Here is an 18557-nt window from a genome sequence, read left to right as displayed (position 1 = left end):
CTGTGCCACGGTCTGAACGCCAAGATCCGCGCAACTTCGGTGTTCGTGCTGCCTCCTTGCGACGCGAGACAGCAGTATCACCGAAGTTGCGCGGATCTTGGGCAGTTAGCGCCGGCGGGAGGGCTGGGCGGGAGGGCTGGGCGGGAGGGGCGGGGGAGGGCGGTGAGGTGGACCGGGGAGGCGGTGGGGTTGGGGTTAGGTGGGGTTGGGGTTAGGCGGCGGTGGACCAGATGGCGCGGAAGGCGGCGGCTTCGCCGGCCAGCCATCGTTCGATCTGGTCGGGCTTGGCGTCGGCGGGCATGCGGTGGGCCTGACCGCGCCGGACATCGACCAGGACCGGTTCGGCGTGCGGGAGGACCGCGTCCATGTGCCGGGCCATCAGGTGCAGGGTGGCGAGCACCGACTCCTCGCTCGGCGGGGCCTCGTCGAAGTGCAGGCGGACCGCTTCGGCGCGGCCGTCGGCGTGGCGTACCCCGAAATGGGGGTTGATCTTGACGGGCAGGTCGCCGAGCATGGCCAGGGCGTCGCGGGTCTGGGCGAGATCGACGGCGGCCGGCTCGCCGAGGGAGTGCAGCCAGCTCGTGGCGCCGGGAACGAGCGCCTGGTAGAGCGGGCGCCAGCGCGGCTTGACCACGTCGACCACCCCGGTCAGGTGGGTGCCGCCGGTGTGGAAGGCGATGTCGGCCTTGAGCGCCTTGACGAACTGGCCGTGCGGGTTGAAGCCGGACCGGCTGGCGCGCTGCTTGCGTAGCCCGCCCACGAAGGTCGCCTTGGTGGGGCCGGTGCGGTCGACGTAGCGGGTGAAGCCGAGCAGGGTGGCGTACGGGGTGAGGGGCGTGGAGGCGGGAGCGGTCACGGGCGTCCTCCCTAGTCGTAATCCTGCAGGTCAGGAACTCGATTAGTACATACATTCTAATCGACGGGTCTGACATCGCCCAGGGAAAACGGGGGTGCGGAAGACGCGACAAAGGGGGCCGTCCGGCGTGCGGACGACCCCCTTGCCGAGGTGCTTGCTAGAGCTGGCCGACGTCGGTGATCCGGACGACCGCGGCGCCGGCCTCGTCCGAGGCGGCCAGGTCGATCTCGGCGCTGATGCCCCAGTCGTGGTCGCCGTCCGGGTCGTCGAAGATCTGTCGTACGGTCCACCGCTCCCGGCCCTGCTCGATCATGAGCAGTGCGGGACCTCGGGCGTCCGGCCCGACCCCGATCGAGTCGTACGCCTCGAAGTACGGCGCCAGGGCGTCGGCCCACGCGTCGTAGTCCCAGCCGTCCTCGGCGTCCAACTCGGCGAGCAGGTCCCAGCGGCGTAGCGCGGCCAACTCGACGCGGCGGAACAGGGCGTTGCGCACCAGCACCCGGAACGCCCGCGCGTTGCGGGTCACCGCCGGTGGTCGATCCGTCAGGGCGGCGTGCGCCTGGGCCACCTCGGCCACGTCGGACGGGTTGCGCAGCCGTTCCCACTCGTCGATGAGGCTGGAGTCGACCTGGCGGACCAGCTCGCCCAGCCACTCGATGAGGTCGATCAGCTCTTCGGTCTTGGCGTCCTCGGGAACGGTCTGGCGCAGCGTCTTGTACGCGTCGGCCAGGTAGCGCAGCACGAGACCCTCCGAGCGGGTCAGCCCGTAGAACTGCACGTACTCGGTGAAGGTCATGGCCCGCTCGTACATGTCGCGGACGACGGCCTTCGGGGAGAGCTGGTGGTCGGCGACCCAGGGGTGCCCCTGCCGGTACATCTCGTACGCGGCCTCCAGCAGCTCGGCCAGGGGCTTCGGGTGGGTCACCTCGTCGAGCAGTTCGAGGCGCGCCTCGTACTCGATGCCCTCGGCCTTCATCGCGGCGACCGCCTCGCCGCGCGCCTTGAACTGCTGCGCGGACAGGATCTGCCGGGGGTCGTCGAGGATCGACTCGATCACGCTCAGCACGTCGAGGGCGTACGACGGGGACTCGGCGTCGAGCAGCTCGATGGTGGCCAGCGCGAGGGGGGAGAGCGGCTGGTTGAGGGCGAAGTCGAGCTGGAGGTCGACGGTGAGGCGGATCCGCCGGCCGGTCTCGTCCGGCTCGGGCAGCTCCTCGACGACGCCGCCGGCCCGCAGCGCCCGGTAGATGGCGATCGCCCGGCGGATGTGCCGGCGCTGCGCGGCGGGCTCCTCGTGGTTGTCGGTGAGCAGGTGCCGCATCGCGGTGAACGCGTCCCCGGGCCGGCCGATCACGTTGAGCAGCATCGAGTGGCTGACTCCGAAGCTGGAGGTCAGCGGCTCCGGCTCGGCGTCGACCAGCCGGTCGAAGGTGGGTTGGCCCCAGCCGATCGAGCCCTCCGGCGGCTTCTTGCGGACCACCTTGCGGCGCTTCTTCGGGTCGTCGCCGGCCTTTGCCAGGGCCTTCTCGTTGTCGATGACGTGCTCCGGGGCCTGCACCACGACCCGGCCGATGGTGTCGTAGCCGGCCCGGCCGGCCCGCCCGGCGATCTGGTGGAACTCCCGGTTCTTCAGCAGCCGGGTGCGCACCCCGTCGTACTTGGACAGGCCGGTGAAGAGCACGGTGCGGATGGGCACGTTGATGCCGACGCCGAGGGTGTCGGTGCCGCAGATGACCTTGAGTAGGCCGGCCTGGGCGAGGGTCTCCACCAGGCGGCGGTACTTGGGCAGCATGCCGGCGTGGTGTACGCCGATGCCGTGCCGGACCAGCCGGGAGAGCGTCTTGCCGAAGCCGGCGGTGAACCGGAAACCGCCGATCGCCTCGGCGATCATGTCCTTCTCGGCGCGGGTGCAGACGTTGACGCTGGTCAGCGCCTGGGCACGTTCCAGCGCGGCGGCCTGGGTGAAGTGCACCACGTACACCGGGGCCTGCTTGGTCTCCAGCAGCTCCTCAAGTGTCTCGTGCAGCGGCGTCATCGCGTACGAGAAGATCAGCGGGACCGGCCGCTCCGCCGAGCGCACGACGGCGGTCGGCCGACCCGTGCGCCGGGTCAGGTCGTCGACGAAGCGGGTGGTGTCCCCCAGGGTGGCGGACATCAGGATGAACTGGGCCTGCGGCAGCTCGATGATCGGCACCTGCCACGCCCAGCCCCGGTCCGGCTCGGCGTAGAAGTGGAACTCGTCCATGATCACCTGGCCGACGTCGGCCTTCGTGCCCTCGCGCAGCGCCAGGTTGGCCAGGATCTCCGCGGTGCAGCAGATGATCGGGGCGTCGGCGTTGACGCTGGCGTCGCCGGTGAGCATGCCGACGTTCTCGGCGCCGAAGACCTCGCAGAGCGCGAAGAACTTCTCCGACACCAACGCCTTGATCGGCGCGGTGTAGAAGGTCGTTCGGCTGTCGGCCAGGGCCGCGAAGTGGGCGGCGATCGCGACCAGGCTCTTACCCGAGCCGGTCGGCGTGTTCATGATCAGGTTGGCGCCGGAGACGATCTCGATGACCGCCTCTTCCTGATGGGGGTAGAGGTCGAGGCCGCGCTCCTTCGCCCAGCTGGCGAACGCGTCGAAGAGGGTGTCGGGGTCGGCGCTTGTCGGCAGCGCGGCGGTGAGCGTCATATCCCGTCCATGGTGCCTGGATCATGCCCCGGTACGCCAACCCGGCCTGCACCGGACCCCCGTCCGGGCGTCCGGAACGCGCCGCCGCGTTCCGGTTCGGGCGTTTCGCCGGTCACCGTCGGCGGTACAGCAGGTCGGCGACTGGCCGCCCGGCCGTGATCGCCCGCCGCTCGAACTTCGTCACCGGCCGGTGCGCCGGACGCGGCGCGAAGCCGCCGTAGGCGTCCACCAACTCCGGGTCCGCCTCCAGGGTCTCCCGCATCGCCTCGGCGTACTCGGCCCAGTCGGTCGCGCAGTGCAGCACGCCGCCGGACCGCAGCCGCGACCGCAGCAGCGCCACGTGCGCCGGCTGGATGATCCGCCGCTTGTGGTGGCGGGTCTTCGGCCACGGGTCCGGAAAGAAGACGTGCACGGCGTCCAACACGCCCTCGGGCAAGCCGCTGACCAGGGACAACGCGTCGCCCTGCGCCACCCGCACATTCCGCAGGCCAGCGCGCTCCACCAGGTCGAGCAGGTTGGCGATTCCGGGCGTGTGCACCTCGACCGCCAGATAATCTCGATCCGGGTCGGCGGCAGCCATCGCAGCGGTGCTGTCACCCATACCCGAGCCGATCTCCAGCACCACGGGCGCCCGGCGACCGAACAGGTCGGCCAGGTCGACGGGCACGACAGGTCCGTCCGGCACATCCAGGCCGTACACGGGCCAGAGCCGGCTCAGCGCGTCGGTCTGCCGGTCGCTCATCCGACCCCGGCGGGGGTGGAACGTGCGGATCGTCCGGCTCGCGGGCGGGACGGCGGGGTCATGGTCGGTGGCGGTCACAGCGACCCGAGCGTACGCGACGCCGCCGGCGGATCGGATGTGATGTGCGACCGGAAATGAGAGGATCCAACTGGTACGGCAGGTCGGGTGCTCCACCGCCCGACCCGGCCGCACGGCGTCGAGAGGGGGCATCGTGACAGTAACCCGCGGCGTCGTGATGATGTCCCTGCTGACCGTGCTCGCCGCCCCCCTGCTGGTCGCCACGCCCGCCCTCGCGGCCCCCGAGCCTGCCCCCGAGCCTGCCCCCGCCTCCCGGGCTGTCACCTCTCGCGCCGCGCCCGAACGGGCTGTTGCCGTCGCGCCCGAGTGGGCTGTTGCCGTTCGTGCCGCGCCCGCGGCACAGCCGGAGGGGCCGCCCGGTGGCGCGCCCCAACCCGTGCCGTCGATGGACATCTTCGTCGAGGTGAGCCCCAGCACGGTGCAGCCCGGCTACCTGGTCGGCATCCGGGCCAGTTGTCGGGACAACTCGGCGGGCGCCACCGTCGTCTCCGACGCCTTCGGGGCGGTCGGCGTGCAGCCGCAGGGCGGGGTGCTCACCGCCGCGCCGATGGTGCGCGAGCGCACCCGCCCCGGCAACTACCGGGTCAAGCTGGAGTGCCGCGACGGGGAGACCGCCTCGACAATGCTTCAGGTGGTCAAGAAGGTGCCGTCCCCCCAGCCCAGTCGAGGCCCGGCGACCGGCTTCGGGGGGAGCAGCGGCGGCATGGCCGGCAAGCTGCTGGTGCCCGGCGGCGCGGCTCTGACCATCGCCGGGCTGATCATCGCCGTGCTGGCGCTGCGCCGCCCCCGAGCCGCCGCACGTCGCTGAGGCCGCCATGGAGATCTTCCGTCCCACGCCACCGCCGGCCGGTTCACGCCAGCCGTTCGTCGGGCGCCCCGCCTCGCCGCCCGATGGTTCACGCCAGCCGTTCGCCGGGCGCCCCGCCTCGCCGCCCGATGACGGGCGACCGCCGGTGGACGACGGGTGGCCGGGCTCGGACCGCCCGCCGGATCCGAAGCGCCCGCCGGATCGGCAGCGCCCGCCGGACCCTGAGCGCCCGTCGGTGGCCGCGCGTCCGCCGACCGCCGTCGCCCCTCGGCGTAGTCGTCCGTCCGGCCGCAGCCCCTGGTCCGTACCGTTGGCCGTGGTGTTGGTGTTGGCCGGGGTCTTCGCCACCGGGGCCGGGCTGGGCCGTTCGGTCGGCCCGTTCGACCTGGCCCCGACCGGCGGTGACCGGCCGGCCCGCAGTGAGTCGGTCGGGTTGTCGGCCAGCCGTCCGGTGCGCCTCTCGGTGCCGGCGATCAAGGTGGCCGCGCCGGTGGCACCCGTCGGGCAGGCGCGGGACGGCTCCATCGCCGTACCGCCGCTGGAGAAGCACAACGAGACCGGTTGGTACGACCGTGGGCCCACCCCCGGTGAGCCGGGGCCGGCGGTGATCGTCGGGCACGTGGACACGAAGACCGGCCCGTCGGTCTTCTACGACCTGGGCAAGCTGCACCCCGGTGACCTGATCGAGGTGGCCCGGGCGGACAAGTCGGTGGTGGTGTTCCGGGTCGACACCGTGGAGCACTTCCCTAAGGACCAGCTACCCGCCGAGCGGATCTACGGCCACGACGGCCTACCCGGGCTGCGGTTGATCACCTGCGGCGGGCAGTTCATCGGTGGCCGTACCGGCTACGCCGACAACGTCATCGCCTTCGCCACCCTCCAGTCGTCCCGCAAGCCCTGAAACCCACCGGTGAAACCGCTGCCTGACGACGCGTCGGGGCCCGGGGGCCGGCGGGGCGGGTGACTCAGGGCTGGGGGACGTGCAGGGCCACCTCGAACTCCAGCAGGCTGGCACCTGTGGAGACCGGGGGGCGCGGCTTCTGACCGGGGGCGCTGGCGTGGGCGGCGCGCGACGGGCCGGCGGCCCACGCCTGGTACGCCTCCTCGCTCTCCCACCTGGTGTAGACGAAGTAGCGTGTCTCGCCGGCCACCGGGCGGAGCAGTTCGAAGCCGAGGAAGCCGGGGGAGTTCTCCACCGCGCCGGCCCGGGCGGCGAACCGCTTCTCCAACTCCGCGCCGCCACCGGGCGGGACCTCGATTGCGTTGATCTTCACGACTGCCATCTGCCCACCCTAGCCAGCAGGCGCGGCACCGGAACGGCAGCCCGCGGCATCCGGTCGGCAGCCGGGACGACAGCGCGGGCTCAGAACGCCTCGACCGCCGGGACCAGGTCCGCGTCGACCACGATCGGCGCGTGGTCGGAGGGGCCCTTGCCCTTGCGGGCCTCGCGGTCCACGTACGCCGAGCGGACCGCTCGGGCGAACGGCGCCGACGCGTACACCAGGTCGATTCTCATGCCCTTGTTCTGGTGGAACATGCCGGCCCGGTAGTCCCAGTAGGTGAAGGGATGTGGGCCCTTCATCGGGGTCGGCACCACGTCGCTGAGCCCCAGGTCGCGCAGCGCCGCGAGGGCCGCCCGCTCGGCCGGGGTGACGTGCGTGGAGTGGGTGAAGACGGCCGGGTCCCAGACGTCGGCATCGGTCGGGGCGACGTTGAAGTCGCCGCAGACCGCCAGCGGCAACCCGCCGCTCAGCTCCACGTCCAGCGCGTCGCGCAGCGCCGCGAACCAGGCCAACTTGTACGCGTAGTGCGGGTCGTCCGGCGTCCGGCCGTTGGGCACGTACACCGACCAGACCCGCACCCCGTCGCAGGTGGCGGAGATGGCCCGGGCCTCGGGCTCGGGGAAGCCGGGCTCGTCGGTGAACCCGACCCGAACGTCGCCCAGCCCGACCCGGGACAGGATGGCCACGCCGTTCCACCGGCCGTCGCTGTGGCTGGCCACGGTGTAGCCCAGCTCGCCCACCTCGGCCACCGGGAAGGCGCCGTCCGGGCACTTGGTCTCCTGGAGGCAGACGACGTCCGGCCCGGTGTCGGCCAGCCATTCCAGCAGCCGGGGTAGGCGGGCCTTCACCGAGTTGACGTTCCAGGTCGCCAGGCGCATGCCCCCCAGCCTGCCGCATTCGCCGCCGCGACGCCGGGTCAGCCGCCCGGGGTGTCGCCGGGACGGGTCTGTTCGGCCAGGAACCGTTCCAGTTCGGCGCCGAGTTCGTCGGCCGTGGGTAGCGGGCCGGCATCCGGGGCGAGCAGGCTCTTCTCGCCCCGGCCCCGGGCGAACGCGTCGTACTGCTCCTCCAGGGCCTGGACCAGAGCCGCCGCATCCTCGGTCTGCGCGACCTGCCGGTCGATCTCCACCCGGACCATCTCGGCGGCCGAGCGCAGCCCGTCGCCGGGCAGCAGCAGCCCGGTGCTGCGCGACACCGAGGTGAGCAGCACCTCGGCGGCGGCCGGGTACTCGGTCTGGGCCACGTAGTGCGGCACGTGGGCGGCGAAGCCCAGCGCGTCGCGGCCCTGCTCGCCGAGGCGGAACTCCAGCAGGTGACCGACGCTGCCGGGCACCTGGACGCGTTGCAGCCAGGGCTCGTAGCCGGCGATCAGCTCGGGGCGGGTGGCGTGCGCGGTCACCCCGGTCGGCCGGGTGTGCGGGACCGCCATCGGGATCGAGTTGAGCCCCACGGTGAGCCGGACGTCCAGCCGGGCCGCGAGCCCGGCCACGGCGGCCACGAAACGCTCCCACTGCAGGTCCGGCTCGGGGCCGGTGAGCAGCAGGAACGGGGTCTCGTCGTCGTCGTGCAGCAGGTGCAGCTCCAGCGTGGGCGCGTCGACGCCCTCCCAGTGGTCCTCGACGAAGGTCATCACCGGTCGTCGCGATCGGTAGTCGAAGAGCTGGTCGACGTCGAAGGTGGCGATCGGCCGACCTTCCAGCGAGGTGAGCAGCTGCTCACGCGCCAGTCGGCTGGCGTTTCCGGCGTCCACGAACCCGGTGAGGGCCTGGATCAGGACCGGCTGCCCGAGGTCGGGCAGATCGTCGGTGAGCTGGTAGAGCTCGTGTGGGTCGAGCACCGGTGCGGACCTCCCTGAAATGTGCTTGCGGGGTGCCGTCGCGACGGAGGGCACCCGTTCGGGCAACGTACCCGCCATCCTGGTGCATTCCTGCGCCGGGCGATCCGTTGGCCGGGTGGTGGGCGTGACCGGACCAATCGTCTCTTTACCCCACCCGGCCGGGCCGCCTGGCCGATCGGCCGAGGGGGCGGTTCGGCCCAAAGGCCGAGTTTGTCGATCATGTAAGCCTCGGTGGTTGAATGTCCAATCTTGTCATTGGCCGTGCTGGTCCGCGTGCGACGCCAGCTATATTCGGTACGCGAGGTACGTTCCCCGGGCGGGTCGACCCGGCCAGGTCGTCCACCAGTACCTGTCGAATTTGTGTCGAGCACCACGTGATCACCGTGCGTGATCGCGGTTTTCACCTGCCTAGCCTCGGTTGATGCGTGACGACGGCACCCTCGACGACCCGTACGCCCCGAGCAGCCCCACTACCGATACGGAGGATGGCACCTCAACCGAACGGACAACCGCCGCGAGCCGGCTCCGGGCGTACGCCCGGGACCTGACCGGTCGACGCCGGGCGCAGCTGGTCCTCGCCGCCGGTGTGGTGTGCTGCCTCGGTCTGGCCACCGTCGCCGCGATTCGGAACGAGGACGCCGACGCGGCGACCCGGGGTGGTTCGCTCTCCAGCTCCGAGTTGGCGCAGCGCGCCGAGCAGCAGCGGGCCTCCCGTTCCCTCGACCGCACGGCTGTCCCGAGCGCGTCCATCGTGACCCCGTCCGCCGCGGCGAGCCCCGCCGACCCGGACACCACCGCGTCGGCCCGCACGGTCGCCCCGGCTCGCCCCACCGACCCGGCACCCGTCGCCGGGCTGGACGAGGACCAGATGGAGAACGCCGAGGCGATCGTCCGCACCGGCCGCGAGATGGGGGTGCCGCGCCGGGGTCTGGTGATCGCGGTGGCCACCGCCATGCAGGAGAGCAACCTCTACAACGTGGCCAGCGGCGTGCTGCCCGAGTCGCAGGACTACCCGCACCAGGGCGTCGGCTGGGACCACGACTCCGTCGGGTTGTTCCAGCAGCGTTCCAGCAGCGGTTGGGGCCCGGTGGGCCGGCTGATGGACCCCGAGTTCGCCACCCGGCAGTTCCTCAGCGCGCTGGAGCAGGTGCCCGGCTGGCAGCGCATGCGGCTCACCGACGCCGCCCAGGCGGTGCAGGTGTCCGCGTACCCCGAGCACTACCAGCAGCACGAGTGGCGGGCCACCCGGGTCGTTGACGCCATCGTGCCGGCGGGGCGGTAACCTACCGCCCACTATGGACGGTCAGGGTTGAGGCTGTCGCATCCCGGGTACATGTGTTGCGGGTTCGAGGTACACATGACTACGGGATCATCGACAGGAGGACGCCATGTCACTGATGCAGCGGATCACCACGTTCCTGAGATCGCCGAAGGGGCAGCAGTTGGTCGAGCGAGGTCGTCGAGAGATGGCCAAGCCGGGCAACCAGCAGAAGCTGAAGGGGTTGGCGGCCCGGCTGTCCAACCGCCGCCGCTGACCGCTCCATCGGCCGCCCTGTCCACCGTTCCCACCCCTGGGGAGACCTGGTGACCGACACCCCGCCCGTCGGCGGTCAGCCCGCCGCCCCTACTCCGCAGCCGTCCGTCGACCTGCCGGCCGGGCCGGTGGACGCCCCCGAGGGCCCGCCGGCCCGGCTCTGGGACCGGATGCGGGACGATCCGCAGTACGCGCCTGAGCACCTTGCCCTGGAGGCGGTGCGCCGCCTCGGGCCGGAAGCCGTGCAGTGGGCCGCCCGAGCCCGGGCCGAGCAGCCCGGGGTCGCCGCCGATGTGCTGGCCGACCAGGCCGCCCGCAAGTTCGTCAACCTGGCCCGGCTCTCCGGCGCGGTGTCCGGCGCGGCCGGGCTGCCCGGCGCGGTGATCGACGTGGGCGTGCTGGCCTGGACCCAGGCGCGGATGGTGCTGCACATCGCCGCCGCGTACGACGCCGACCCGCTGCACCACGACCGGGCCACCGACCTGCTGGTGCTCCAGCGGGTGCACAAGGTCGCCGAGAGCGCTCGGCTGGCGCTCGGCGTGGCCGCCGGCCGGGAACGCGCCGACGCGCTCTTCGGCCTGGGCGGTCAGCGTCCGCTCGGGCGGGTCATGCTGCAACTCGGCGTCCGGCTGGCCCAGATGGCCGGCGTACGGGCCGCGAAGCGGATGGTTGCCAAGATCATCCCCGGTGCGGCCATCGTGCTCGGCACCTGGGCCAACTCGTCGGCCACCAAGGACCTCGCCCAGCGTTCCCGGGTCCTCTACCGCTCCCGTGGCAACGCCGTCCCGGAGCCGCGGCAACCCTGACGGCCCGCCCGGTCGTCAGCTGGCCAGGCCGGAGGAGCGCCAGGTCACCTCGGCGATGCGGCCCTGGCCGGTGGCGTTGGGGTGGAACCAGTCCAGCGGGTTGAGCAGGTCCAGGGTGAACCGGACCCTGTGCAGCGCGCCGCCGTCGTGCCGGCACCGTGACCCGTACGCCCGGCAGGCCGCCTTCAACTCGGCGTTGTACGCGTCGATCCGGTCCCGGACGGCGGCCCGGCGCGCCCGGTCGGCGGGTGCGGTCGAGGTCGCCTCGGCCAGCAGCGCCGGGCAGATGCCCCGCCGCCACGCGCGGGTCGCCCGGGCGTCGTCGTGCCCGACCTCCCAGAGCCGGTAGAGGTCGGGGATGCTCACCACCAGCACCCGGGCCTTCGGTCGGCCGGTCCGCAGGACCCGCAGCCCTCGGTCGACGTCGGCCCGGAACTGCGCCACCGGGGTCATCGCGTCCACCCCGCCCCGGCAGACGTCGTTGGCGCCGATCAGCACGGTGACGTAGTCGGCGCGGTCGCGTACCGCCGCCTGGGCCTGACCGGCGAGGGCGTCCGCGCGGGCGCCGGGACGGGCATGGTTGTACGTCCGCCCGCGGATCGCCGCGTTCTGTTCCAGCAGCCGCCGGTAGTGGCTCTGCACCCGCAGCCCGTCCCCGGTCGACCAGGAGTTGCGCTCGCAGGACGTGAGCACCAGGCAGGAGGCGAAGCCGGTGCTGATCGAGTCGCCGAGGGCGGCGATGCCGCCGGGCCCGCTCGACGGCGGGGCGCTCGTGGTGGGGCGGGGTGTCGCGGAGGTGCCGCCCTCGCAGGCCAGCGCGACAAGCGCCGCGAGACAGGCCAGGGCGGCGACCCAGCGTCGAGGCATGACGTCTCCCGTTCCCGCAGCACAGAGCGACAGCGCGGTAACTCTATGCGCAGGACGTGGCCTGCCGGAAAGTTGCTGTCGGGTATGCGGCAGAGCGCCGACGCGGAAGCCGTCGGGGTGCTATGCGTTCCGCCAGGGCGCCCGTTGACCGTGCAACCACCAGTGCAACGCCCGGGTGATCCGGGGCAGCACCAGATAGGTCATCAGCGGGGTGAGGCAGAGCGTCATCAGCAGCACCCGGGCCGCCAGCGGCACCGCGTCGAGGAAGCGGCTCGTCAGCAGGGTGGCGGTCAGGCTCAGGGGGAAGAACGCCAACCAGATGGTCACCGCCTGCTTCCACCGGGGCGGCGACGCGGGCGGGGCCGGCTGCACCGGGTCCACCGAGTGCTCCAGTGGCCTGTCGAACCAGCCCTCGATCCCGGTACGCCGCTCGACCCGGGTGTGCTCGACGATGCCCTGCGCCGAGCTGAGCCACCAGTGCCGCTGCGGCGACTCCTCCCACCGGCGCAGGGTCTCGGCGTCGGCGAAGCGGTAGAGCATGTGCCACTCCGGCGAACCGGGGCCGCTCTGCACCCAGCCGGCGCCGAGGAACCCGGGGAACGCCTCGGCCAGCGCCGTACCGGCCCGCATCCAGGCCACCATCTCGCTGGCCCGGCCGGGGTCGACGCGGCGGGCGATGGAGACGGTCACCGGCATGGCGAGGGTCATTGGCATGCTTCCATCCTGCGGTCGACGGGGCCGCGGCGCGAACGGATGTGCCGGAGCACACCGCCGCGTGCGGGTGCGCGAGCGCCCGGTACCGGTTAATCCGGCAGATCGGGGGTAGATCGGTGGGTATGACGAGATCGCAGCCCCGGCGCGCCCGTGGCACGGTCGGCCACGCGAACAGCGCACTGAACCTTCGGCTCACCCTCGCCAGCTTCGGGCTGGTGATCATGGTGCTCTTCGCGGTGCTGGCGTTCTGGGCCGGTATCGCCTGGCTCGGCGTACTCTGCGCGATCTTCGCCGTGGTCGCCGTGGTCGACCTGGTCGTGATCCAGCGCCGCCGCGCCGCCCGCCGCCGCGAGGAGCCGGGCGTACGACACTCGTTGTTCGAGTGACAGGAGGACGAGATGCCCCACATCGCCACCACCAACCCCGCCACCGGACAGGTGCTCAAGACCTATGAGGCGATGTCCACCGAACAACTCGACGACGCCATCGAACGCACCAACCTCGCCTTCCAGCAGCTGCGGGCGACGACCGTCGACCAGCGCGCCCAGTGGATGAACGCCGCTGCCGACCTGCTGGACGCCGAGCGCGACGAGATCGCCCGGATCATGACCACGGAGATGGGCAAGACGTACGTCGCGGCGCAGGCCGAGGTGACCAAGTGCGCCGCCGCTGCCCGCTTCTACGCCGACAGGGCCCCCGAGTTCCTCGCCGACGAGCCGGCCGACGCCGCCGCCGTGAAGGCGACCCGGGCGTTCATCCGCTACCAGCCGATCGGCGTGGTGCTCGCGGTGATGCCGTGGAACTTCCCGCTCTGGCAGGTCATGCGCTTCGCCGCCCCGGCGCTGATGGCCGGCAACACCGGCCTGCTCAAGCACGCCTCGAACGTGCCGCAGACCGCGTTGCTGCTGGAGGACGTGTTCCGGCGCGCCGGCTTCCCCGAGGGGGCCTTCACCACAGTGCTGGTCGGCTCGGACGCCGTGGACCGGATCCTCAGCGACCCCCGGGTTCGCGCCGCCACGCTCACCGGCAGCGAGACCGCCGGTCGGTCCATCGCGCAGATCGCCGGACGGGAAGTGAAGAAGACCGTCCTCGAACTCGGCGGCAGCGACCCCTTCGTGGTGATGCCCTCGGCCGACCTGGACCGGGCCGCCGAGGTGGCGACCACCGCCCGCTGCCAGAACAACGGTCAGTCCTGCATCGCCGCGAAGCGGTTCATCGTGCACACCGACGTGTTCGACGCCTTCGCCGAGAAGTTCACCGCCACCATGGCCGCGCTGCGCGTCGGCGACCCGATGGACCCGAACACCGACGTCGGGCCGCTGGCCAGCGAGCGGGGCCGCGACGAGGTGCACGCCCAGGTCCGCGACGCGGTGGACAAGGGTGCGACAGTCCTCTGCGGGGGCGAACCGCCGAGCGGCGACGGTTGGTTCTACCCGCCGACCGTGGTCACCGACCTCACCCCGCAGATGCGGATGTGGTCGGAGGAGGTCTTCGGCCCGGTCGCCGGCCTGTTCCGGGTCTCGTCGTACGAGGAGGCCATCGAGGTCGCCAACGGCACCAGCTTCGGGCTCGGCTCGAACGCCTGGACCCGGGACCCGGCCGAGCAGGAGCGCTTCGCCACCGACCTGGACGCCGGCAACGTCTTCATCAACGGGATGACCACCTCCTATCCCGAGTTGCCGTTCGGCGGTGTGAAGAACTCCGGCTACGGGCGGGAGTTGTCGGCGCTGGGCATGCGGGAGTTCTGCAACATCAAGACGGTGTGGGTGGGCGAGGGCGCCGCCTCGGCCGGCGCCGGCGCGCACGCCGAGTAGTTCGGGGGTACGACACGCGTCAGCCGGCGCCGTCGTGGGTAGGAAGTGTGCCCATGACGTCGTTCGGGTTTCACGCCTCGCATGAGCAGATCGGTCCACGCGCCCTGTTGGAGGCGGTGATCCACGCCGAGCGGGCCGGCTTCGACGCCGCCATGTGCTCCGACCACTTCTCCCCGTGGAGCGCCCGGCAGGGCGAGTCCGGCTTCGCCTGGTCCTGGCTGGGTTCGGCGTTGCAGGCCACCGGCATGCCGTTCGGCGTGGTCAACGCGCCCGGTCAGCGATACCACCCGGCGATCATCGCGCAGGCGATCGGCACCCTCGGCGCGATGTACCCGGGCCGGTTCTGGGCGGCCCTGGGCACCGGCGAGGCCAGCAACGAGCACATCACCGGCGACCCGTGGCCACGCAAGGACGTACGCGCGGCCCGGCTGCGCGAGTGCGTGGACGTGATCCGGGCGCTGCTGGCCGGCGAGGAGGTCAGCCACGACGGGCTGGTCCGGGTGGACCGCGCCCGGCTGTGGACCCGCCCGGAGCAGCCGCCCGCGCTGGTCGGCGCCGCCGTCAGCGTGGCCACCGCCCGCTGGTGCGCCGAGTGGGCGGACGGGCTGATCACCGTGAACGCCCCGGTGGCCCACCTGCGCGAGATGATCGACGCGTACCGGGACGCGGGCGGGCGGGGGCCGCTGCACCTCCAGGTGCACGTCTCGTGGGCCCCGGAGCAGGCGCAGGCCGAGGCGCTCGCGTACGACCAGTGGCGCAGCAACGTCTTCGCCCCGCCGGTCTGCTGGGACCTGGAGACCGTCGAACACTTCGACGTGGTCTCCGCCGACGTTCCGGCGCAGCGGGTCGCCGAGGTGGTGAACGTGTCGGCGGACCTGGGCCGGCACGTCGGCTGGCTGGAGGAGTACGTGGAGCTCGGCTTCGACCAGATCGCCCTGCACCACGTCGGGCAGGAGCAGCGCGGTTTCATCGACGCGTTCGGCGCGGAGGTGCTGCCGAAGCTGCGCCCGGCCGGCTGATCGAGGTCGAACAGGCGCACCCCTAGGCTCGTACCCCATGGAAAGCCTGTTTCCGGTCGTCGTCTTCCTGGCGATCGCCACCCTGGGCGCCGCGTTGGCCCGCCGGCTCGGCCTGCTCGCGCCGATCGTGCTGGTCGTCCTCGGCCTGGCGCTCTCCTTCGTGCCGGGCTTCCCGCAGGTGGAACTCGACCCGGAGCTGGTGCTGGTCGGCATCCTGCCGCCGCTGCTCTACGTGGCCGCGCTGGAGACCTCGGTGCCGGCGTTCAAGAACAACATCCGGCCGATCCTGCTGCTCGCGGTCGGCCTGGTGTTGTTCACCGCGTTCGTGGTCGGGTTGGTGCTGCACCTGCTGTTGCCGCAGTTGCCGTTCGCGATCTGCCTGGCCCTCGGCGCGGTGGTCGCCCCACCGGACGCCGTGGCCGCCACGGCCGTCGCCCGCCGGGTCGGGCTGCCCCGCCGAGTCGTCACCATCCTGGAGGGCGAGAGCCTGGTCAACGACGCGACAGCGCTGGTGCTGCTGCGGGTCGCGACGATGGCCGCCGTCGGCTCGGCCGTCGGCACCGACAAGATCGCCATCGAGGTGCTGCGGTCCACCGGCGGCGGCATCGTGATCGGGGCGCTCGGCGCGCTGGTGTTCGGCTTCCTGCATCGGCGGATCGCCGACCCGCTGCTGGACAACGCGCTGTCGTTGATCATCCCGTTCGCTGTGGTGTTCACCGCCGAGCACCTGCACGCCTCCGGTGTGGTCGCGGTGGTCGTCACCGGCCTGGTGCTCGGGCACAAGCTGCCCCAACTGCTGTCGGCGGCGTCCCGGTTGCAGATCGGCGCGTTCTGGCGGCTGGTCCGTTTCCTGCTGGAGGGCCTGGTCTTCCTGCTGGTCGGGCTGCAACTGCGGGAGGTGCTGCGCGATCTCGACGAGCCGATCGGCTCGCTCACCCTGATCACCTTCGCGGTGCTCGCCACCGTCTTCCTGACCCGGTTCGTCTGGCTCTTCCCGGCCACCTACCTGGCCCGGCTGGTCCCCCGGGTCCGCCGCCGGGACGCCCGACCGTCACCGAAGTTCCCGATCATCATCGGCTGGGCCGGCATGCGCGGCGTGGTGACCCTGGCCGCCGCGCTGGCCCTGCCGCTGACCCTGGCCGGCGACGAGCCGTACCCCAGGGCGTTGTTCATCTGGCTGGCCTTCGCCGTGATCGTTTTCACGCTGGTCGGCCAGGGCGCCACCCTGCCGCTGGTCGCCCGCCGGCTGCAACTGCCGCAGGACGACCCGGTGCAGGACGCGCTCTCCGCGGCCGGGGTGCAGCAGCAGGCCAGCAAGGCCGCCCAGGACCGCCTCGACGAGTTGGCCGACAGCGTCCCGGCCGCGGTGGTGGACCGGCTGCGCCGAGCCGTGGAGGACCGCACCAACATGGCGTGGGAACGACTCGGCGGCGACGAGCGGGAGACCCCGTCGCAGGCGTACGGTCGGCTGCGGCAGGAGATGATCGACGCCGAGCGGGAGGTGTTCCGGGCTGCCCGGGACTCCGGTCGGATCCCTGAGGAAGTGCTGGTGCGGGCCTATCGTGACCTGGACCTGGAAGAGTCGTTGCTGAGAGAGGTTGAGAAGTGAGCTGTCAGCACCTGACCGAGGCCGCTGCCGCCGAGCCGCGCACCCCCGACGAGTGCGCGGACTGCGTCGCCATCGGCGACACCTACTGGGTGCACCTGCGCACCTGCCTGAGCTGCGGGCAGGTCGGCTGCTGTGACTCGTCGCCGAACCAGCACGCGAGCAAGCACTTCGCGTCCACCGGCCACCCGGTGATCCGCTCGGCGCAGCCGGGCGAGGAATGGCGCTGGTGCTACGTCGACGAGGAGATCGGCTGATCGCTGGCCGGGGCGGGTTGGGCGCGGTTCCTCAGGGCATGCCGGGTGAGCGGCGGCACGGCGAGACCGGTGCCGGCGAGCAGCGCGGCCAGGACCAGCCAGCCGATCGGGCCGCCGTCCAGGATCAGCCAGGTCAGCAACGCCGGGCCCGCCGCGCGGGCCAGCCCGGCGAGCAGCGTGTCGACCCCCTGGTAGGCGCCGAGGGCATCCGGGGCGGCGAGGTCGTAGGCCAGTGCCGCACCGGCCCCGGCATGCCACAGGTCGCCGAGGGTGTAGATCACGGTGGCGCCCAACAGCAGGACGATCGCCAGCACTGTCGCAACGGCGCCGGTCGCGGCCCACAGCAGCATCCCGGCCGCGAGCACCAGCCCGGCGCGGCGCATCGCCGTCGCCGCCGGCAACGCGTGCCGGGCACCCCGATTCAGGTGTACGACCAACAGCACGGTGAGCAGCGTGTTGACCAGCAGCACGGCGGAGACCGTCACCGGCGGCGCGTCGGTGCGGGTCACCACCCACAGCGGCAGCACCAGCGTCAGCGCCACCCCGTGTAGGGAGAGCACCGCCGAGGCCCCGGCGACCGCGAGGAACGGCCCGTCGCGCAGCGCCCGGCCGGCTCTCTGCCGCAGGGGTCGCCGGGCCGGCGGGTACGCCGGGAGTCGCATGATCAGCGCCGCCGAGACCAGATAGGTGGCGACGTTGCCGAGCACCAGCATCCGGTACGCCCACCCGGTGTCCGCCACCAGCGCGAACGCGGCCAGCCCCGCACCCAGCGCCACACCCAGGTTGGCCACCGCGCGCAGGATGGCGAAGGCGTGCACCCGACCCTCCGGACCGCCCACCGCGGCGACCAGCGCGGCGCGGACGGCGAGGTTGCCGGAGATCAGCAGAGCGTCCAGTGTGGCCACCAGCAGAAAGACCGAAAAAGAGCCGACCAGCAGGTACGCGGCGGCGACGGCGGCCTGCGCCAGTTGCAGGACGGCGCGGAGGCTCCGGGGGTCACGCCGGTCGGCGAGCCCGCCGAGCGGCACGCTGGCGGTGAACCCGACCAGGCCGGCGACAGTGAGCCCGAGCCCCACCTCGGTCGGGGTCAAGCCCACGGCACGGGTGAGATAGAGCGCGGCACCGGTCACCCACAGCCCGGTGCCGACCGTGTTGGCGAGGGTGGCCAACGACAGCGTGCGCAGCCGCCCGGGAGGCGCCAGCGGTGACAGCGTGCGCAGCCGCCCGGGAGGCGGTAGCGGTGACAGCGTGCGCAGCCCTCCGGGAGGCGCCAGCGGCCGCCAGCGGCCGTGTATTCCCGCCCGAGTGCCCACACCTCGACGCTAGGCCCGACGCCCTGCGCTGCGACGTCCCGCACGGTGCGACACCCGTCACAACCCGCCTTTGGGTCGCGTCTCCGACCTGTGGGTCGACTTCGGCCCTGTGTGGCTCGTGGCTCCTGTGTCGGCTCCGGTCTGTGTGTGGCTCCTGGCTCGTGCTGGCCATGGCTCGTGCTGGCCATGGCTCGTGCTGGCCATGGCTCGTGCTGGCCATGGCTCGTGCTGGCCATGGCTCGTGCTGGCCATGGCTTTGAGTTCCCCCCGCTTTGATGGAGGGGTGGTTACCTGCTGCCGGTTGGTGCAGGGGTGACGATATCTGGCTTGGTCTGGCTGGTCTGTTGGTGGT

Annotated in this window: 19 protein-coding genes; 10 read left to right on the top strand and 9 right to left on the bottom strand. The window is 72.2% G+C overall.

The genetic code is table 11. The annotated features are described in order from the left end of the window. Positions 1-211 precede the first annotated feature (211 nt). The 3 genes from ABZU52_RS21620 to trmB all read right to left on the bottom strand — a co-directional run bounded on the left by ABZU52_RS21620 (position 212) and on the right by trmB (position 4269). Positions 212-856 carry a hypothetical protein gene (locus ABZU52_RS21620; RefSeq protein ID WP_354972791.1) on the bottom strand — a complete coding sequence of 215 codons (645 nt, stop codon included), beginning with the start codon at positions 854-856 and terminating at the stop codon, positions 212-214. Positions 857-1013: 157 nt separating this feature from the next. After that, positions 1014-3527 carry a DUF3516 domain-containing protein gene (locus ABZU52_RS21615; protein WP_354972790.1) on the bottom strand — a complete coding sequence of 838 codons (2514 nt, stop codon included), beginning with the start codon at positions 3525-3527 and terminating at the stop codon, positions 1014-1016. A gap of 112 nt (positions 3528-3639) precedes the next feature. Next, a complete protein-coding gene (gene trmB / locus ABZU52_RS21610) occupies positions 3640-4269 on the bottom strand; it encodes a tRNA (guanosine(46)-N7)-methyltransferase TrmB (RefSeq protein ID WP_354972805.1) in 630 nt (209 codons plus the stop codon). A 208-nt stretch (positions 4270-4477) separates the two neighbouring features. Here trmB and ABZU52_RS21605 point away from each other — a divergent pair, with 208 nt between their 5' ends. Both ABZU52_RS21605 and ABZU52_RS21600 read left to right on the top strand, forming a co-directional pair. Continuing rightward, positions 4478-5155, top strand: coding sequence for a hypothetical protein (locus tag ABZU52_RS21605; protein ID WP_354972804.1), 678 nt, complete (start codon positions 4478-4480; stop codon positions 5153-5155). 235 nt (positions 5156-5390) lie between these two features. After that, complete coding sequence (locus ABZU52_RS21600) at positions 5391-6056, top strand: class F sortase (protein WP_354972789.1); 666 nt, start codon at positions 5391-5393, stop codon at positions 6054-6056. A 64-nt stretch (positions 6057-6120) separates the two neighbouring features. Here the strand turns inward: ABZU52_RS21600 and ABZU52_RS21595 are convergent, their stop codons facing one another. The 3 genes from ABZU52_RS21595 to ABZU52_RS21585 all read right to left on the bottom strand — a co-directional run bounded on the left by ABZU52_RS21595 (position 6121) and on the right by ABZU52_RS21585 (position 8275). Further along, a complete protein-coding gene (locus ABZU52_RS21595) occupies positions 6121-6438 on the bottom strand; it encodes an antibiotic biosynthesis monooxygenase (RefSeq protein ID WP_354972788.1) in 318 nt (105 codons plus the stop codon). A gap of 80 nt (positions 6439-6518) precedes the next feature. Then, complete coding sequence (locus tag ABZU52_RS21590; RefSeq protein ID WP_354972787.1) at positions 6519-7316, bottom strand: exodeoxyribonuclease III; 798 nt, start codon at positions 7314-7316, stop codon at positions 6519-6521. Between the two features lie 38 nt (positions 7317-7354). Continuing rightward, complete coding sequence (locus ABZU52_RS21585) at positions 7355-8275, bottom strand: PAC2 family protein (protein ID WP_354972786.1); 921 nt, start codon at positions 8273-8275, stop codon at positions 7355-7357. A 421-nt stretch (positions 8276-8696) separates the two neighbouring features. Between ABZU52_RS21585 and ABZU52_RS21580 the strand changes: the two genes are divergently transcribed. From ABZU52_RS21580 to ABZU52_RS21570, 3 genes are all read left to right on the top strand, one after another. After that, positions 8697-9557: a peptidase M23 gene (locus tag ABZU52_RS21580; RefSeq protein ID WP_354972785.1), complete on the top strand. Its 861-nt coding sequence runs from the start codon at positions 8697-8699 to the stop codon at positions 9555-9557. Between the two features lie 106 nt (positions 9558-9663). Continuing rightward, the gene (locus ABZU52_RS21575; protein WP_167457721.1) at positions 9664-9810 is read left to right on the top strand and encodes a hypothetical protein; all 147 of its coding nucleotides are present in this window, start codon (positions 9664-9666) and stop codon (positions 9808-9810) included. Between the two features lie 49 nt (positions 9811-9859). After that, complete coding sequence (locus tag ABZU52_RS21570) at positions 9860-10615, top strand: EcsC family protein (protein ID WP_354972784.1); 756 nt, start codon at positions 9860-9862, stop codon at positions 10613-10615. A gap of 15 nt (positions 10616-10630) precedes the next feature. Here the strand turns inward: ABZU52_RS21570 and ABZU52_RS21565 are convergent, their stop codons facing one another. Together ABZU52_RS21565 and ABZU52_RS21560 are read right to left on the bottom strand one after the other, a co-directional pair. Continuing rightward, a complete protein-coding gene (locus ABZU52_RS21565) occupies positions 10631-11482 on the bottom strand; it encodes a GDSL-type esterase/lipase family protein (RefSeq protein ID WP_354972783.1) in 852 nt (283 codons plus the stop codon). A 120-nt stretch (positions 11483-11602) separates the two neighbouring features. Continuing rightward, positions 11603-12196: an antibiotic biosynthesis monooxygenase gene (locus tag ABZU52_RS21560; protein ID WP_354972782.1), complete on the bottom strand. Its 594-nt coding sequence runs from the start codon at positions 12194-12196 to the stop codon at positions 11603-11605. Between the two features lie 122 nt (positions 12197-12318). On the opposite strand from ABZU52_RS21560, the gene ABZU52_RS21555 reads away from it, so the two are divergent. The 5 genes from ABZU52_RS21555 to ABZU52_RS21535 are packed head-to-tail and all read left to right on the top strand — an operon-like array spanning position 12319 to position 16892. Then, positions 12319-12582 carry a DUF6343 family protein gene (locus ABZU52_RS21555; RefSeq protein ID WP_091401582.1) on the top strand — a complete coding sequence of 88 codons (264 nt, stop codon included), beginning with the start codon at positions 12319-12321 and terminating at the stop codon, positions 12580-12582. 12 nt (positions 12583-12594) lie between these two features. Then, positions 12595-14010 (top strand): NADP-dependent succinic semialdehyde dehydrogenase, encoded by a 1416-nt coding sequence (locus ABZU52_RS21550; RefSeq protein ID WP_354972781.1) that lies wholly within the window; start codon positions 12595-12597, stop codon positions 14008-14010. 53 nt (positions 14011-14063) lie between these two features. Further along, positions 14064-15029 carry a TIGR03885 family FMN-dependent LLM class oxidoreductase gene (locus ABZU52_RS21545; RefSeq protein ID WP_354972780.1) on the top strand — a complete coding sequence of 322 codons (966 nt, stop codon included), beginning with the start codon at positions 14064-14066 and terminating at the stop codon, positions 15027-15029. 37 nt (positions 15030-15066) lie between these two features. Beyond that, complete coding sequence (locus ABZU52_RS21540) at positions 15067-16638, top strand: Na+/H+ antiporter (protein WP_354972779.1); 1572 nt, start codon at positions 15067-15069, stop codon at positions 16636-16638. Next, the gene (locus tag ABZU52_RS21535) at positions 16635-16892 is read left to right on the top strand and encodes a UBP-type zinc finger domain-containing protein (RefSeq protein ID WP_354972778.1); all 258 of its coding nucleotides are present in this window, start codon (positions 16635-16637) and stop codon (positions 16890-16892) included. The genes ABZU52_RS21540 and ABZU52_RS21535 overlap by 4 nt, the downstream gene beginning before the upstream one ends. Here the strand turns inward: ABZU52_RS21535 and ABZU52_RS21530 are convergent. Further along, positions 16868-18205, bottom strand: coding sequence for an MFS transporter (locus tag ABZU52_RS21530; protein WP_354972777.1), 1338 nt, complete (start codon positions 18203-18205; stop codon positions 16868-16870). The two genes, ABZU52_RS21535 and ABZU52_RS21530, sit on opposite strands and share 25 nt — an antisense overlap. Positions 18206-18557 lie beyond the last annotated feature (352 nt).

Source organism: Micromonospora sp. NPDC005220, assembly GCF_040607895.1.
In the GTDB taxonomy this organism is placed as follows: domain Bacteria; phylum Actinomycetota; class Actinomycetes; order Mycobacteriales; family Micromonosporaceae; genus Micromonospora.
This window is presented reverse-complemented; position numbering and strand designations above follow the sequence as displayed.

What these genes read in the sequence shown, in the direction of transcription:
- ABZU52_RS21615 (WP_354972790.1), bottom strand. Translation starts at nt 3,527, where the DNA reads ATGACGCTCACCGCCGCGCTGCCGACAAGCGCCGACCCCGACACCCTC.
- trmB (WP_354972805.1), bottom strand. Translation starts at nt 4,269, where the DNA reads ATGAGCGACCGGCAGACCGACGCGCTGAGCCGGCTCTGGCCCGTGTAC.
- ABZU52_RS21595 (WP_354972788.1), bottom strand. Translation starts at nt 6,438, where the DNA reads ATGGCAGTCGTGAAGATCAACGCAATCGAGGTCCCGCCCGGTGGCGGC.
- ABZU52_RS21590 (WP_354972787.1), bottom strand. Translation starts at nt 7,316, where the DNA reads ATGCGCCTGGCGACCTGGAACGTCAACTCGGTGAAGGCCCGCCTACCC.
- ABZU52_RS21580 (WP_354972785.1), top strand. Translation starts at nt 8,697, where the DNA reads ATGCGTGACGACGGCACCCTCGACGACCCGTACGCCCCGAGCAGCCCC.
- ABZU52_RS21575 (WP_167457721.1), top strand. Translation starts at nt 9,664, where the DNA reads ATGTCACTGATGCAGCGGATCACCACGTTCCTGAGATCGCCGAAGGGG.
- ABZU52_RS21565 (WP_354972783.1), bottom strand. Translation starts at nt 11,482, where the DNA reads ATGCCTCGACGCTGGGTCGCCGCCCTGGCCTGTCTCGCGGCGCTTGTC.
- ABZU52_RS21560 (WP_354972782.1), bottom strand. Translation starts at nt 12,196, where the DNA reads ATGCCAATGACCCTCGCCATGCCGGTGACCGTCTCCATCGCCCGCCGC.
- ABZU52_RS21555 (WP_091401582.1), top strand. Translation starts at nt 12,319, where the DNA reads ATGACGAGATCGCAGCCCCGGCGCGCCCGTGGCACGGTCGGCCACGCG.
- ABZU52_RS21550 (WP_354972781.1), top strand. Translation starts at nt 12,595, where the DNA reads ATGCCCCACATCGCCACCACCAACCCCGCCACCGGACAGGTGCTCAAG.
- ABZU52_RS21545 (WP_354972780.1), top strand. Translation starts at nt 14,064, where the DNA reads ATGACGTCGTTCGGGTTTCACGCCTCGCATGAGCAGATCGGTCCACGC.
- ABZU52_RS21540 (WP_354972779.1), top strand. Translation starts at nt 15,067, where the DNA reads ATGGAAAGCCTGTTTCCGGTCGTCGTCTTCCTGGCGATCGCCACCCTG.